Genomic DNA, 15,788 nt, shown 5'->3' with positions numbered 1-15,788 from the left:
AGGGAGACGACTGAGAGGCAGGTAGCGCTAGAGCAGCCCCTCGATCGCGACCTTGGCGTCCTTCAACGCCTGTTCGGGGGTCTTCTGGCCGAGTTTGGCGGCTTCGAGTTCCTTGCCGACGGCGTCGGTGAGCTGGTTCCAGTTGCCGATCACCGGCGGGACGACGGCGGTGTCGAGGGCCTGGAACACGACTTCGCGGCTCTCGGGGACCGGCTGGTCGAGGTATCCCTGGACGGCGGCGGCGTCGGAGACGGCGGGGAGTTCCCAGCCGGCGGCGATGCGGAGGTCGACGGCGGCCTTCGACGAGGTGAGGAACTTGATCCACTGGTAAGCGGCGTCAGCGTGGGCGCTGTTGGCCGAGACGGCGACGCCGTTGGCGAAGAAGTGGTGCGCCTTGTTGGTCTTGCCGGGCTCGAGCGCAATGTCCCACTTGAACTTGGCGTTGGCGGCGAAATCGCCGAGCAGCCAGATGCCGGTGCGCAGCATGGCAATCTTGCCGGCCTTGAACAGGTCCTCGGAGGACTGGCCCGCCATTTCGACGTCCGACGGGGTGACCTTGTACTTCGACACCTTGTCGATCATCCACTGCAGCGTCTCGACATTCTGCGGGCTGTCGATGGTGACGGTCTTCTTGTCGGGCGAGAGGATCGAGCCGCCGTTCTGGGCGATGGTCTTGTAGAATTCCCAGAACTGGATCGGGGCGAAGTCGCCCCACACGCCGGCACTGGCATTGGTCAGCTTCTGCGCTGCCTCGAGCTCCTCGGTCCAGGTCCAGTCGGCGGTCGGGTAGGCGACGCTAGCCGCGTCGAACAGGTCCTTGTTATACAACAGCACGACGTTGGAGAAGCTCTCGACCAGGCCGTACTGCTTGCCATCCTGCTGGAAGGCGGCGAGCGCCGTCGGGTTGTAGACGCTGGTCGAGAAGCCCGTGTCAGCCGATATCAGCGGGGTGAGGTCGGCGAGGGCGCCCTTGTCGGCATAGGTGACGAAGTTCTCGAAGTTGAGCTCGAAGGCGTCGGGCGCCTGCTTCGCAGCAACGAGGGTCTGCAGCTTCGTGAAATAGGCGTCCCAGGCGGCGGTCTCGTAGGTGACCTTGATGCCGGGGTGATCGGCCTCGAAGGCAGCGATGGTGGCGTCGAGTTCCTTCAGGTAGTTCGGCGCGGCCGAGAAGGTCATGTACTTGACGGTGACGTCCTCGGCGAGCGCCGGGGTGATGAGGGCGGTTGCGAGCAACAGTCCGGTAAAAGTCCTACGCAGCATGGTCGTTCTCCTCCTTGAGACCTTTGGTCCGTTATTTGAGCCCGGTATGGGACAGGCCCTTGATGATGAAGCGCTGGGCGAAGATGTAGACGGCGATGATCGGCAGGGTGGCGATCACCGTGCCGGCCATCAGCACGTTCCAGTCGGTGGTCCAGCGGCCCTGCAGGGCGGATAGCCCGAGCGGCAGGGTCATCATCGACTGGTCTGTGGTGATGATCAGGGGCCACAGGAAGCTGTTCCAGCTGGCCATGAAGGCGAACACCGCCAGCGTCGCGAGCGCCGGGCGCGCCAGATGGATGGCGATGGTGAAGAAGATCCTGATGTAACCGGCGCCATCGATGAAGGCGGCTTCCTCGATCTCCTTGGGGAGGCGAAGGAAGAACTGGCGGAGCAGGAACGTGCCGAAGGCACCGAAGCTCGAGGGCAGGATCAGCGCCTGGTAGGTGTTGGTCCAGCCGAGGAAGTTCATGATGATGAACAGCGGGGTGAGGGTCACCTGCTGCGGGATCATCAGGGTGGCGAGGTAGGCGTAGAACAGCACGGTGCGGCCTGGGAATTCGATGCGGGCGAAGGCGTAGCCCGACATGGCGCAGAAGAGGACCATCAGCGCAGTCGAGGTGACCGAGACGAAGATCGAGTTGATGAGGAACTGGCCGACGGGGGCCGAGTCGAACACCCTCGTGTAGTTGTCGAGGGTGGCCGGGTCGGGCAGCCATTGCGGCGGCGTGACGAAGGTGGCGCCGGCGGTCTTCAGCGAGGTCGAGACCATCCAGGCGAAGGGCAGCAGCATGACGACTGCGCCGAGGATGAGGATCGCGTAGGTGGCGAGGTCGGCTATCCGGACCGGCGGGCGCTTGCGCTCGGCGGCGCGGCTCAGCGAGTTCGCGGTGAGAAGGGTCGCGTCAGCCATCGGACCGATCCAGCTTCTTCTGCAAGAGGTTCTGGGCGATGGTGACGGCGAAGATCAGCGCGAACAGCACCCAGGAAATCGCCGAGGCGTAGCCCATTTTGTAGTAGCTGAAGGCGTTCTTGTAGATCAGCTCGACCATCACCGACGTGGCGCCAGCGGGGCCGCCCTGGGTCATGATCCAGACCTGGTCGAACACCTGGAACGACGAGATCAGCGAGATGGTGGTGACGAAGAACGTCGTCGGCGCCAGCATCGGGAAGGTGATCGACCAGAAGCGCTGCCAGGGTGTCGCGCCATCGAGCGCGGCGGCCTCATAGAGCGGCTCGGGAATATCCTGGAGGCCCGCGAGATAGATCACCGTGACGAAGCCGATATCCTTCCACACCGAGGTGAGGATGACGCCGGTCATCGCCCAGGCCGGGTCGAACAACCAGCCGGGGCCCTTGATGCCGATGGCGCCGAGCGCGAAATTGACCAGCCCGTATTGCGGGTTGAGCAGCCACTTCCAGATCAGCGACACCGCGACCCAGGAGGTGACGACCGGGACGAAATAGATCGCCCGGAACACCACGCGTCCCTTGATGCGGCGGTTGAGCAGCAAGGCGAGGCCGAGCGCGATGATCACCACCGATGGCAAGTAGCCGAGGATGAAGGTGAGGGTGTTACGGAGCGCGCCGAGCACCGCAGGATCGGCGAGCGCGGTGAGGTAGTTGTCGATACCGACCCAGTTGATCTCGCCGATCAGGTCCCACTCGGAGAAGCTGAGCACCAGCGACGACAGCACCGGGGCCATCAGGAACACCACCATGCCGGCGAGGCTGGGCAGCAGCAGCACCGCCAGCGCGACATACTTCGAGCGATCGGCGGCGGGGCTCATAACGTGCTCCGCGTGGCGACGCTGTCGCGCTCGACGATGGCGACGTCGATGAAGCTTTCGCGCGGGGCGTCGGTCTTGCCGAGGATGGCGCTGATCAGCCGGCCGGCGAGTTGGCCCTTGCCGAGGATCGACTGGTCCATCGTGGTGAGCGCCGGATAGACCATGCGCGAGATCGACAGGTTGTCGAAACCCATCACCGAGTAGTCCTCGGGGATGCGCTTGCCGAGCTTGTGCAGCCCGGCGAGGAGGCCTGCGGCGATCAGGTCGGCGGTGCAGAAGGCGGCAGTGGTGCCGGGGAGCGCGACGAGCTGCTCGGCGGCCTCGGCGCCCCAGTCGAAGGTGACGGAGCCGGAGAGGATACGCGCTGGATCGAAACCGATGCCGGCTTCCGCTAGCGCCCGCTTGTAGCCGGCCACGCGGCGCTCGATGACACCATCGGTGCGGATGACGCCGGTGATCAGCGCCACGCCGCGATGGCCCTTGCCGATCAGGTAGCGCGTCGCCTGGTAGGCCGCGGCTTCGTCGTCGACGCCGAGGCGATGGAAGGCGGGGTCGTCGATGTAGCTGTCGATCAGCAGCGTCGGCAGGTCGAGTTCGCGCAGCCGCTCGTAGAGGGCTTCGCGGTAGACGCCGAGGACGATCAGCGCGTCCATGTTCCAGTGCGACAGGGTATCGAGCTGTGCATTGCTCTCCCCTACCCCGCTGAGCATCATGTAGTAGCCGTTGGCGCGCAGGGCGCTTTCGATGCCGGAGATCATCTCGGCATAGAACGGGTTATCGAGCAGCAGCTGGTTCTGGTTTTCCGTGAACGGGATGATCACCCCGACCATGCGCGAGGCGTTCGAGACGAGGCTGCGGGCGCTCATGTTCGGCCGGTAGCCGAGGGTCTTCACCGCCATCATGATGCGCTCGACGGTGTCGTCGGAGGCCTTGGCGCGGCGGCCGTTGATGACGTTGGACACGGTCATCGGCGACACGTTCGCAGCCTGTGCTACGTCCTTGATGGTAGCTCGCGCCAAAGTCGAAATCCTCCCCTGGTTTCGCGTTAAACCTCTAAGCCCATGTTTCCGCGCGACGATTCTTGGTTCGATCGAACTGCGCGGAGAGGCTTGAATTGGTTTTACGTTAAACCGTCGGGTTTTTCTACGCCGGGGTGACGGGCCTGTCAACGGCGGCGGTGTGAGGCGGGGTGTGGCGGAGGCGGCCGGGCAACGATTTCTCTAACCCGTTCGGAGGGTTGCCAAGGTTGGCTCGGGCTGTAACCTGCCCCGGGCTCGCGCGGAGGATTGCGGGCAGAGTGAGGGAGACGTGACGTGAAGATCACTTCGGTGAAGACGGCGGCGACGAGCGGCCATTGCATGCATCTGTGGGTGAAGATCGAGACCGACGCGGGGATCACCGGTCTCGGCGAATGCGTGCATGGCGGCCACCAGGCCATCGCCATCATCCAGGAACTGGCCGAGAGGCTGGTGGGCCGCGACCCCTTCGCCATCGACGCGATCTTCGAGGAGACACGGCGCAGCCTGGTGTTCGAGGGCGGCTTCGCGGGGGCGCTGATCACGGCGCTGACCGGGATCGAGATTGCTCTGTGGGACCTCAAGGGCAAGGCGCTGAAGGTGCCGATCTACGAGCTGATGGGCGGCAAGTTCCGCGACGACATCCGCGTCTATTGCGACTGCGAAGTCTCGCCCGGCATGAACATGGGCGAAGTGCAGGCGGTGGTCGACGAGGTGCTGGAGGCCGGCTTCACCGCGCTCAAGGTGGATCTCGACATCCGCGCCTATGGCCACACCGGTTCGGAGACCGGCTGGTACGAAAAGGACAAGTTCAACATGACTCCCAACAAGTGGGAGCATGACCGCATGGTCGAGCTGGCCGAGATGGTGGTAAAGGCCGCCGGCAAGGAGGTCGATGTCGCCTGCGACCTGCACACGCGGCTCGACAAGCACTCCGCCATCCGGCTCGCCAAGGACCTCGAGCACTTGCAGCTGATGTGGCTGGAGGAGCCGATCCCGCCGGAAAACATCGACGCCATGGCAGAGATCACGCGCTCGACCAGCGTGCCGATCTGCGGCGGCGAAAACCTCTACCTGCGCCATGGCTTCCGCAAGGTGTTCGAGCAGCAGGCCCTCGACATCATCATGCCGGATATTCCGAAATGCGGCGGGCTCAGTGAGTGCCGCAAGATCGCCGAGATGGCGGACCTCTACTCGATCCCGTTTGCGCCGCACAACGTGTCGTCGCCGATCGGCACCATGGCTTCGGCACAGGTTTGCGCGACGGTGCCGAACTTCCTGATCCTCGAGTTCCACTGGTTCAACCGCGACTACTGGTCGACGATCACCGATGGCGGCGACATCATCCAGAACGGGCGGATCAAGCTGAGCGACCGACCGGGGATCGGCCTGGAACTGAACGAAGAAGTGGCGAAGGCGCACCAGTATCCGGGGACGACCTGGTTTGCTTGAGTCAGCATTGACCTAGCGGGGATTGCCTTCTCCCCTTGTGGGAGAAGGTGCCCGAAGGGCGGATGAGGGGTATCTCTCCGAGCACTCCGTCGCTCGTCGCTTTCGCTCCGATCGCGCAACCCGTGGTTGCGGGCCCCCTCATCCGGCGCTTCGTGCCACCTTCTCCCACAAGGGGAGAAGGCAGACCGGTGCCCTACCTCACCAGCGCTGGCCGCTTCGGGTCGAACGTCCAGCCCGGGATCAAGTACTGCATCGCCGCTGCGTCATTGCGGCTCCCGGCCGGCAGCGCGCGATAGCGCTGGTGCGCGGCTTCCAGCGCCGCCTCATCCAGCTCCACTCCTAGCCCCGGCCGCTCCGGCACCGCGACGTGGCCGTCGCGGATCAGCGGCGGTTCCACTGTCAGCCGCTGGCCGTCCTGCCAGATCCAGTGGGTGTCGAGTGCGGTGATGGCGCCGGGTGCGGCGGCGCCGACCTGGGTGAACATGGCGAGCGAAATGTCGAAGTGATTGTTCGAGTGGCTGCCCCAGGTGAGGCCCCAGCGGGCGCAGAGCTTTGCGACGTCGATCGAGCCGCGTGGGGTCCAGAAGTGGGGGTCGGCGAGCGGGATGTCGACGCTGCCGAGCGTTATCGCGTGGCCCATCTGCCGCCAGTCGGTGGCGATCATGTTGGTCGCGACTTTGATACCGGTGGCGCGCCGGAACTCTGCCAATACCTCGCGCCCTGAGAACCCATGCTCGCCACCGCACGGATCCTCGGCGTAGGCGAGGATCGGCGCCAGCCGTTTCGCGATGCCGATCGCCTCATGCAGCGACCAGGCGCCGTTGGGGTCGATGGTCAGCCGCGCATCGGGGAAGCGCACCGCCATGGCCTCGATAGCGTCCGCCTCCTGCTCACCGGCCAGCACGCCGCCCTTGAGCTTGAAATCGCGGAAGCCGTACCGCGCCTCGGCGGCCTCGGCGAGGCGAACGATCGCTGCCGGATCGAGCGCCGGCTCGTCGCGCAACCGGATCCAGTCGTCGCCGACCTGGTTGGCGCGATAGCCGAGCGGCGTGCGGGTCCGGTCGCCGACATAGAACAGGTAGCCGAGCATCTCGACCCGGTCGCGGACCTGGCCATCGCCGAGCAGCTCGGCCATCGGCACGCCGAGGAACTGGCCCATCAAGTCGAGCAGCGCGCATTCGAGGGCGGCGACGGCGTGAATGGTGATGCGGAGGTCGAAGGTCTGCGCGCCGCGGCCACCGGCATCGCGGCCCGCAAAGGTCTCGCCGACCTGCCGCAGCAGGGTGCGATAGGCGCCGATCTCGCGCCCGACGATCAGCTCGCGGCTGTCCTCGAGCGTGCTAGCGATGGCCTCGCCGCCCGGCACCTCGCCGAGCCCGGTATGCCCGAGGCTGTCGGTGAGGATGACGATGTTGCGGGTGAACAGCGGGGCGTGCGCGCCGCTGAGGTTCAGCAGCATGCTGTCCTCGCCGGCGACGGGCACCACCCGCATGCCGGTGACGATGGGTGTGGCGTTCGTCACTCTGGGGATCTCTCGAGCAGGAAGCGGAGGGCGCCGGCGGCGCCCCCCGGGTTTGTTTACTAGCCCTTGACGCCGCCGACGGTGAGACCGCCGACGAGGAAGCGCTGGGTGTACATGTAGAGCACCGCCACCGGCACCGCGGTCAGCAGCGAGGCGGCCATCAGCTTGCCCCAGGGCAGGATGTCGCCCACCACCATTGATTGGAGGCCGATGGGCAACGTGCGGAGCGATTCCGAGGTGATGAACACGAAGGCGAAGAGGAACTCGTTCCACGCGTTGGTGAAGGCGAACAGCGTCACCGACAGCAGTGCCGGCGCCGCCAGCGGCAGGGTGATCTTCCAGAACGCGTAGATGCGGCTCGCCCCGTCGATCATTGCCGCTTCCTCGAGCTCGACCGGGATGGTGCGGAAGTAGCCGATCAGCACCCAGGTGGCGAAGGGCATCAGGAAGGTCGGGTAGGTGACGATCAGCGAGCCGTAGCTGTTGATGAGACCCAGGTCGCTGAGGGTCTGGTAGAGCGGGATGAAGATCAGCGTGCCAGGCAGGAGGTAAGTGATCAGGATGAACGTGGTCAGCAGCCCTGCCCCGGTGAATTTCAACCGCGTCAGCGCGTAGGCGGCAAGCGCCGCGAACGTCACCGAGACGAGCGTGCTCACCGCCGCCACCAGCACCGAGTTGCGCAGCCAGGTGAGGAACTGCGAGTCGCGGATCAGCGAGACGTACTGATCGATCGTGAACGGCTCCGGCCAGAAGATCGAGGTCCGGGCGCTGATCTGCGGCGTGGTCTTGAACGAGGTGATGATCACCCAGAAGAACGGGAACAAGACGAAGATCAGGATCGGCAGCAGCACTAGCAGCCTTATCCCGATATAGATGCGCTCGTTGCGTTGCTTGGCGACATACTTCTTGCCCGGTGGGACGGGGAAGCGGCGGCCAACTGCCGTCGCGACGAGCCCGAAGCCGCGGAACAGCATGTCGAACGGCCAGAACAGGACATCGAGCACCCTGCCGAAGGCAGCCTGCACCACCCGGGCGACCCGGGCGCCGAAGCTGGGCTTGCTGTCGATGGCGGCAGCACGCTCTTCGCGCCGCATGGTCTTGGCGAGGAAGTAGATAAGGATCGCCATCAGCGGCGCCACGCTCAGAGCAATCGCGCTACCCGGGCCGTATTGCAGCGAGCCGATGGCCTTCTCGTAGGCAAGGATCGAATAGAGTTTCGTCGCGCCGCCCGGGCCACCGCCGGTCATCAGGAAGATGAGGCCGAACTGGTTGAAGGTGGAAATGAAGCTCAGCAAGAGCACGACGATGATGACGTATTTGAGCCCCGGCAGGGTGACATAGCGGAAGCGCTGCACGGCGCTCGCGCCATCAACCTCGGCGGCTTCGAGTTGCTCGTTGTCGATCGCCTTGAGGCCGGCGAGCAGCAGCAGGGTGAAGAACGGGATGCCCTTCCAGACGTTCACCGCAATGACGCTGCCCATCGCCATCTTTGGGTCGGACAGCCAGCCCAGCGGCTTCTCGATGACGCCGAGGCCCTGGAGGATCGGGTTGAGGCCGCCGAACAGCGGGTCGTAGATGCTCTTCCAGGCGAGCGCCGTGACGATTTCGGGGACGATCCAGGGCAGCAGCATGATCGCGGCCAGGAGGTCGCGGGTCGGCAGCTTGCTGTTGAGGATCATGGCGATGGTCATGCCGGTGACGAATTTGATGCTCAGCGACCACAGGGTGAAGGTGATCGTGTTCCCCATCGCCAGCAGGTAGTCGGAGTTGGTGAACAGGCGCTGGAAGTTCTTGAGACCGACATTGACGGTGTCGCCGGTCTGGAAGTTCAGCGTGGTCATGCTCATCAGGATGGCGTTGACGAAGGGCCAGAAGATCAGCCCCACCATGATCACCGCCATCGGCAGGATGAACAGGATCGCGATTTTCCAATCGCGCCCGAGTATCGCCTGCAGGCGGCGCGCGGTGGACATTGGCCGTGCTGCCCGCACCGGCGCGCTGTCTACCTGAGCCTGATCAACCATGAACTGTTCCCTTCAAAGTCTTGTATATCGCGCTTTCGGCCGAACCGGATGTGACGGCTTTGTGAACCGTTGCAGACAGCCGCGCTCACGCCCCGCGAGGGAGGATGGCCGTCGTCGACGCTGTGCTATCGAAATCGGGAGGGCGGTCGCGCCGCCCTCCCTCGCATCGGACATCAGTCCTACGGCTGCGTCATGCCGCCTTCTTCGAAGATATCGCGCATCTTCTGGTGCGCATCCTTCACCGCATCGGCGGGGGCCATGCGCCCGGAGATGACGTTGGCGACGGACTGCTCCACCACGCCCTGCGCGCGGATGGCATCGACACCGGCGTTCGGATCGGCCGGCCAGGACTGGCCGAGGAACGGGTCGGTGACGCTGACCTGCTCCTTGATGACCTTCAGGTTCGGGTCGCCCGCCAGCAGTTCGTCGGTCCACAGGTTCTTGTAGGCCGGCGTGAACAGCACGCTGCCGAGCGCCGCGATCTTGCCGAAGTTCACCGGATCGAGCAGGTCGAGAGCGAGCTTCTTGGCGAGGTCGGCGTTCTTGGCGCCCTTGAACACGGTCATCCACCCGCCGACCTGGCCGCCATTGCGGCTGTCGCCGTTGTTGGCCGTCGGAGCCGGCAGCAGCACGATGTTCGGATAGACCGGGTTGTTGTCGCGCTTCGACTGCGCATAGACGCTGAACGCGTTATGCGTGTAGCCGATCTGGCCAGCGAGGAAGGCCTCGTTGTTGGACGTATCGGTCCAGCTTTCGACGCCCGGCGGCAGCATGGCGGCGTACTTGCCGTTGCGGTCGTAGGTCTCCTTGAGCCACTCGTAAGCGGCCACCGTCTCGGGCGAGTCGAACTGCACGATCTGGCCCGCCTTGTCGGTGAAGTGACCACCGAAGGCCTGGATCAGGAGGATCAGGAAGCCGAAGCCGTCACCGGACTGGTTGGGGGTAACGCCCCAGCCGTAGAAATCCGGGCCGGAGATCGCAAGGGCCGCTTCGCGACGATCGCTGAAGGTCTTGAGCGAAGCCGGATCGATGCCCTTTTCCTTCAGTTTGTCGCCACGCATATAGTAGCCCGTGGTGGTGCCGATGAGCGGAACCGCCGCCCAGCGCCCGTCGAACTGGGCGGTCTTGGCCGCGTTCAGCCCCGGCATGATGTCGCCATAAAGCTTGACCGCTTCGTCGACGACGTCGGTCATGTCCTCGACTAGGTCGAGCAGGTGCAGTTGCGAGATGGAGACGTTGCTGGTGTAGGCGAAATCGGGCGGATTGCCGGCCTTGACGGCCGCCGACATCTTGCCGAGGAAATCGCCGAACGATTCCGGGTTGGTGGTCGAGATATCGAGCTCGACATTGTTGGCCTTCGCGAAAGCACTGACGGTGTCGCGGAAGGCGGTTTGCGCAGCTTCGAAATATTCGGTGCGGTGGATGACGGTCAGCTTGTCGGCCGAGCCTACCGGAAGCGGCGCGTCAGGTGCGGGCTTGGCTGCATCCTGAGCGAAAACCGGCAGGCCGCTTCCCGCGGCGAGAAGGCCGGCGCCTGTAGCAACTGTCCCCCTCAGGACGTCGCGACGGCTTAACTTCTTGAAAGTCATTAAGATTTCTCCTCCTGGTGTAGCAGTCTCTCCTAGTCACGGCTCGATCTGGCGGTTCTTCGTGCCCGCCTTGCTGATCGTAGCCTCTGCAACATTGAACAGTTTTCCTTCCGCTGCAACACGTACCTCAGCGTTCGCCGCGGATATGTTCGCTTCGAGTAGGAAACGCTTGCGGGGCGGGAGCTTACGGCTCGCGCAGGAAACCGGCCGAGCGGGCGGACAGCACGCCGATAATGGTAGTGGCGCCGAGGAAACCGGTGATGACGATGGCGCCGAGGTCGACGGCGGCCAGCGTTGCGGCGTCGAGCGCGAAATCGACGTCGAGCAGCACCATGGTAAGGATCCAGGCGAGGGCGATGCCGAGCGGCGTCGCCAGCAAGGCCGCGAAGGCGGCCAGCAGCACGTAGTGCAGCACGGAAACGACGAGCACGTCGAAGCGCTTGGCGCCGAGCACCTTGGTGATCACGGCATCGGCCTGGCGCTGCCGGCGTCCGGTGGCGAGGCTGCCGATCAGGACGAGCAGGCCGTTGCCGACGGCGAGGCCGCCGACCAATGAGGCCGCGAGCGACAGCTGGCCCAGGGCCCGGGTGATCTGCTCGAGGGTGGCGCCGATAGCGATGAAGCGGACATCGGGGAGCGTGGTGGCGAGCATGCGCTCCACCGCCTCTTCGCGGCCGGGGGCGGCGGTGACGGCGCCGAGCAGGGTCGAGGGGTAGGCCTCGAGCACGCCGGGCGAGAAGGTGGCGAGGAAATCGATGCCGCCCTGCCAGGAATAGTCACGGAAGTTCGCGACTTCCGCGGTGATGGTTTCGCCGAAGATCTGGAAGGACAGCTTGTCGCCGAGATTGACGCCCAGCCCGGAGCGGAGGCTCTGGTGCAGCGAAACCAGCGGCGGGCCCTGGTAGTCGTTGGCCCACCACTGGCCGGCCACGAGTTTGGAGGTGGTCGGGAGGTGCTGGCGGTAGGTCAGCGGGATTTCGCCCGAGAGCAGGAACGAGGCTTCGGGTCCGCGCGGCTGCAGCAGGGCCGCCGGCTTGTCGTTCAACGCGCCGAGGGCGCCGCGCAGCATCGGGGTGGCGGAGAAGGCGGTGACGTCGCCGCCGGAGTCTTCCATGGCCTGCAGGGTTTCGACTTCGTCGGGGAAGAGGTCGGAGGCGACGAGGGTGGGCGCATCGAACACCGAGGCACCGAGATATTCGTTGCGGAGGTTCACCTGCAGCACCAGCACGACCACCAGCATGGCAAGCGCCAGCCCGACCGAGACGACGACGGAGGAGGCGTTGTTGCCGGTGGTCGCGATATTGCGCAGGGCGTAGCGCAGCACCCGGTTGCGGGGCTCGGGCAGGCGGTGCAGCGCGTAGCGGGCGACAACGATGCCGAGCTGGAACAGCAGCACCGACAGGATGCTGACGATGCCGAAGGCGGCGACCAGCATCGGGTCGTCGGTCATGACGATCGCGAGCCACAGGAACAGCGCGCCGGCGAACAGCAGCGGCAGGATGCGCGCGGAGAGCAGCAGCTTGCCCCACTCGATCGGCGGGGCGGCGAGGCCCTTGGAGCGGAACAGCGTCACCGGGCTGATGGTCTGCGCCTGCTGCAGCGGCAAGTAAGAGAAGGCAAAGGCAGTGATGAGGCCGACGCCCGCGGCGACCAGCAGCGGCTGTACATGCAGGGTTGGCGCCAGATGCACTCCGACGGCGCCGCCGATGATCGGCAGCGCGAGGAGCGCGGTGCCGGCGCCGATCACGAGGCCGATGCCGACCCCGATGGCGGCCAGGGCGGCGATCTGGGCGAAGAAATGGATGAAGATGCGTGCCTTGCCGGAGCCCATGCTGCGCAGCACCGCGATGACATTGGCGCGTTCGGCGACATAAGCCGAGATGCTGGTCCAGACGCTGACGCCGCCGATCAGCAGCGAAGCGAGGCCGACGATGACCAGGAAGCGCATGAACAGGTCGTAATAGCGCACCATCGGGCCCAGACCTTCGCGGGCGGAACGCACGGTCCAGCTGGGGTCGGCGAGCGCGGCTTCGAGCGCAGCCTTGCCGGAATCGGCATCGCCTTCGGTGAGCAGCACCTTGTAGCGGAAGAAGGTGCCGAGGCCGGGTAGCGGCGAGGTGCGATCGGAGAGGATGGCAAGGGCGTCGGTGGTGATGACGGCGGGGAGGCCGAGGCGGAAGCCGCGCACTGCGGCATCGGGCAGGCTGGCCAGCACGCCGCGGGCCTGGAAATCGGTGCCGCCGATCTGCAGCGTGTCGCCGATGGAGATGCTTAGCTGATCGAGCATCAGCGGATTGACCAGCGCGCCAAACATGCCGTCGCGGTAGGCGAGGAAATCGAACGGGGTTTCACCTGCCGGCAATTGCGCGCTGCCGACAGCGCCGAGCAGCGGGTAGCTGTCGCCGACGGAGATCAGATCGACAAAGGCGTCCGCGTCCCCGACTTCGGCGCGCACGTTGGTGTCGATGACACTGGAGACCTTGCCGAAGCCCGAGATCAGCGCGAGCTCCTCGGGGGTCGCCTGCCGGTCGGCGCGGGACAACTCGACATCGCCGCCCATCAGCACCGCGGCGTTCTCCTCGACTGCCTGGCGGATGCTGGCGCCGACCGAGCTGACGCCGGAGATCAGCGCCGTGCCGACGGCGAGGCAGATGATCAACAAGCCGAAGCGGCGCATGTCGCCGCGCATATCGAGCAGGCCGATGCGGATGGCTGCCAGCAGGGCTCGCATCAGGCGCGGACCGTCTCGACCAGGTCGCCCTGGGTCATGGTGAACACCCGGTCGGCGCGCGCCGCGAGCGACGGATCGTGGGTGATGAGGACCACCGCTGTGCCCTGGCGGCGGGCTAGGTCGAACATCAGGTCGACCACGACGGCACCGGTCTGCTGGTCGAGATTGCCGGTCGGCTCGTCGGCCAGCAACAGGCGCGGCTTGGCGATCATGGCGCGGGCCAGCCCGACGCGCTGCTGCTCGCCGCCCGAGAGCGCGGCAGGCCGGTGATCGAGCCGATCGCCGAGGCCGACGGCGGCCAGCGCCGCAGCCGCAGCCTCGCGCACCTGGGCCAATGGCAGGTCGGGCGAGGCGATCTCGAGGGCGAGGCCAACATTGTCCAAGGCGGTCAGCGAGGGGATCAAATGGAAGCTCTGGAAAACAATTCCCAAAGTGTTGCGCCGAAACACCGCCAGTTCATCTTCGGTCAGTAAGGAAAGATCCTGTCCGGCGACGACCACCTTGCCGGAGGTGGCCCGCTCGAGCCCCGCCAGCAGCATCAGAAGCGAGGTTTTGCCGCTGCCTGAAGGCCCAACAATCGCTGCAACTTCAGAGGCTTCGACCCGAAGCCCGACATTGCGAAGAATGTGCAGCGGGCGTGAGGCGACCTCCAAAGTGTAGTTCACGCCGGAAGCGTCAACTATCGGCTGTGCTGCCGAAGGGAGCGGGCTGGCGTTGTGGTCTTGGATCAGTGCCATTTGGGACTTGCGGTAGGGGCCAAAGCAAAACAATGTGCGGCCGATCTTGCTTATTTCGGTCCGCGGCATGATCTCTGGCATCGCCGGGCGGGCAAGTCAAAATGGAACCGAGCTGAATACCCGGTCGCTTACAGATTTCGGTGTTCTTGGGGACGCGGTGCGCCGATGGAGGGCGTGTGAAGATGAGACGGCATTTGCAAGCAGCCGTAGCCGTGGCGGCAATGGCCCTGACGGGGCCGGCGTTGGCCGGGCCGGTAGAACTGCTGGAGTCCTATGTCGGCGACTGGAAGGGCACGGGAGCGCTGGTCGGGGGCCAGAACCCTGAACCGTTCAAGTGCCGGCTTGGCATATCGAAGGGTAACCTGAACAAGATCAACTACGCCGGCCGTTGCAGCCTGGTCGACATGACGCTGTCAGTCAGCGGCACGATTGCCTACGACGACAAGGCCCAGCGCTACCAGGCAGCGATGAGCTCGAACGCCGGCTTTACCGGCGTTGCCGTTGGGCGCATCGCTGGCGACACGGTCAGTTTCGACCTGCGCGAAAAGCAGAAGGATCGCGGCGGAAACGATGTCCGCATCGGTTCGCGCATCCTGCTGAACGGCGGCTCCATCACCGTCGACTTCGAGGTCGAGTTCAACGATTCCGGCCAGGTCCTCACTGCCTCGGTGCCGTTCGCCCGGTAATCCGACACGACGCGACAGGACTCGAGCGCGCTCAGCGCTCGAGCCGGGCGAGCAGGCTCGAGGTATCCCAGCGCTTGCCGCCCATTGCCTGCACTTCGGCGTAGAACTGATCGACGAGCGCCGTCAGAGGGAGCTTGGCACCATTGGCGCGGGCTTCCTCGAGCACGATGCCGAGGTCCTTGCGCATCCAGTCGACGGCGAAGCCGAAATCGAACTTGCCGGCATTCATGGTCTTGTAGCGGTTTTCCATCTGCCAGGACTGCGCCGCGCCCTTCGAGATCACGTCGATCACCGCCTCGATATCCATGCCCGACTGCTTGCCGAAATGGATGGCCTCGGCGAGGCCCTGCACTACGCCGGCAATGCAGATCTGGTTCATCATCTTGGCGAGCTGGCCGGCGCCGGGCGGCCCAAGCAACCGGGCTGCCTTGGCAAAGCTCATGATGGTGGGCTGCGCTGCGTCGAAAACCGGCTGGTCGCCGCCCACCATCACGGTGAGCTGACCGTTCTCGGCGCCGGCCTGGCCACCTGATACCGGGGCATCGAGAAAGCTGAAGCCGGCTGCGGTAGCGGCAGCGTGCAGTTCGCGCGCGATGCCGGCGGACGCGGTGGTGTGATCGACGAAGATGGCGCCCTCTTTGAGGCTCTTGAACGCGCCGTTGTCGCCCAGCGTCACTTCGCGCAGGTCATTGTCGTTGCCGACGCAGGCGAACACGATGTCCTGGCCCTCAGCGGCCTCGGCGGGCGTTTTCGCGAGGTTCCCGCCATGCTCCGAAACCCACTTTTCGGCCTTGGCGGTGGTGCGGTTGTAAACGGTGACCTCGTGCCCCTTGGCCTGCAAATGGCGCGCCATCGGATAGCCCATCACGCCGAGCCCGAGGAATGCTGCTTTCACCATTTGTCGTCCGTCCTTGCTGTCTGCTGAGTGTGGCGCCGAGGCGAGCGCTGCCGCACCATCTGCAATTGGCGCCGGACATTCAACCG

At 65.2% G+C, this 15,788-nt stretch carries 12 protein-coding genes; 2 read left to right on the top strand and 10 right to left on the bottom strand.

Translation table 11 applies throughout. The annotated features are described in order from the left end of the window. Positions 1 to 27: 27 nt before the first annotated feature. Genes AC1DV8_RS18140 through AC1DV8_RS18125 form a run of 4 tightly spaced genes read right to left on the bottom strand, consistent with a single transcriptional unit; the run spans position 28 to position 4,066 of the window. Positions 28 to 1,260 (bottom strand): ABC transporter substrate-binding protein, encoded by a 1,233-nt coding sequence (locus AC1DV8_RS18140; protein WP_477158405.1) that lies wholly within the window; start codon positions 1,258 to 1,260, stop codon positions 28 to 30. A gap of 31 nt (positions 1,261 to 1,291) precedes the next feature. After that, positions 1,292 to 2,170 carry a carbohydrate ABC transporter permease gene (locus AC1DV8_RS18135; protein WP_477158404.1) on the bottom strand — a complete coding sequence of 293 codons (879 nt, stop codon included), beginning with the start codon at positions 2,168 to 2,170 and terminating at the stop codon, positions 1,292 to 1,294. Next, complete coding sequence (locus AC1DV8_RS18130) at positions 2,163 to 3,047, bottom strand: carbohydrate ABC transporter permease (protein ID WP_477158403.1); 885 nt, start codon at positions 3,045 to 3,047, stop codon at positions 2,163 to 2,165. The genes AC1DV8_RS18135 and AC1DV8_RS18130 overlap by 8 nt, the downstream gene beginning before the upstream one ends. Next, entirely contained in the window at positions 3,044 to 4,066 is a 1,023-nt protein-coding gene (locus AC1DV8_RS18125) for a LacI family DNA-binding transcriptional regulator (protein ID WP_477158402.1), read from the bottom strand. The genes AC1DV8_RS18130 and AC1DV8_RS18125 overlap by 4 nt, the downstream gene beginning before the upstream one ends. Before the next feature lie 294 nt (positions 4,067 to 4,360). Here AC1DV8_RS18125 and AC1DV8_RS18120 point away from each other — a divergent pair, with 294 nt between their 5' ends. Further along, a complete protein-coding gene (locus AC1DV8_RS18120; protein WP_477158401.1) occupies positions 4,361 to 5,515 on the top strand; it encodes a mandelate racemase/muconate lactonizing enzyme family protein in 1,155 nt (384 codons plus the stop codon). Positions 5,516 to 5,708: 193 nt separating this feature from the next. Here AC1DV8_RS18120 and AC1DV8_RS18115 read toward each other — a convergent pair whose 3' ends face one another. The 5 genes from AC1DV8_RS18115 to AC1DV8_RS18095 form a co-directional block, all read right to left on the bottom strand. Then, complete coding sequence (locus AC1DV8_RS18115) at positions 5,709 to 7,007, bottom strand: enolase C-terminal domain-like protein (protein ID WP_477158452.1); 1,299 nt, start codon at positions 7,005 to 7,007, stop codon at positions 5,709 to 5,711. A gap of 89 nt (positions 7,008 to 7,096) precedes the next feature. Beyond that, positions 7,097 to 9,061 carry an ABC transporter permease gene (locus AC1DV8_RS18110; protein WP_477158400.1) on the bottom strand — a complete coding sequence of 655 codons (1,965 nt, stop codon included), beginning with the start codon at positions 9,059 to 9,061 and terminating at the stop codon, positions 7,097 to 7,099. Between the two features lie 179 nt (positions 9,062 to 9,240). After that, complete coding sequence (locus AC1DV8_RS18105) at positions 9,241 to 10,650, bottom strand: ABC transporter substrate-binding protein (protein WP_477151909.1); 1,410 nt, start codon at positions 10,648 to 10,650, stop codon at positions 9,241 to 9,243. A gap of 184 nt (positions 10,651 to 10,834) precedes the next feature. Beyond that, positions 10,835 to 13,381 (bottom strand): ABC transporter permease, encoded by a 2,547-nt coding sequence (locus tag AC1DV8_RS18100; RefSeq protein ID WP_477158399.1) that lies wholly within the window; start codon positions 13,379 to 13,381, stop codon positions 10,835 to 10,837. Next, positions 13,381 to 14,118 carry an ABC transporter ATP-binding protein gene (locus AC1DV8_RS18095; RefSeq protein WP_477151911.1) on the bottom strand — a complete coding sequence of 246 codons (738 nt, stop codon included), beginning with the start codon at positions 14,116 to 14,118 and terminating at the stop codon, positions 13,381 to 13,383. The genes AC1DV8_RS18100 and AC1DV8_RS18095 overlap by 1 nt, the downstream gene beginning before the upstream one ends. 194 nt (positions 14,119 to 14,312) lie before the next feature. Here AC1DV8_RS18095 and AC1DV8_RS18090 point away from each other — a divergent pair, with 194 nt between their 5' ends. Then, positions 14,313 to 14,804: a hypothetical protein gene (locus AC1DV8_RS18090; RefSeq protein WP_477151912.1), complete on the top strand. Its 492-nt coding sequence runs from the start codon at positions 14,313 to 14,315 to the stop codon at positions 14,802 to 14,804. 31 nt (positions 14,805 to 14,835) lie between these two features. Here the strand turns inward: AC1DV8_RS18090 and AC1DV8_RS18085 are convergent, their stop codons facing one another. Then, positions 14,836 to 15,702, bottom strand: coding sequence for an NAD(P)-dependent oxidoreductase (locus tag AC1DV8_RS18085; RefSeq protein ID WP_477158398.1), 867 nt, complete (start codon positions 15,700 to 15,702; stop codon positions 14,836 to 14,838). Positions 15,703 to 15,788: the final 86 nt, after the last annotated feature.

The sequence above is a fragment of the Devosia sp. P3_B2 genome, assembly GCF_056402875.1.
The sequence above is the reverse complement of the archived record's forward strand: the minus strand, read 5'-3'. Positions and strand labels throughout refer to the sequence as shown.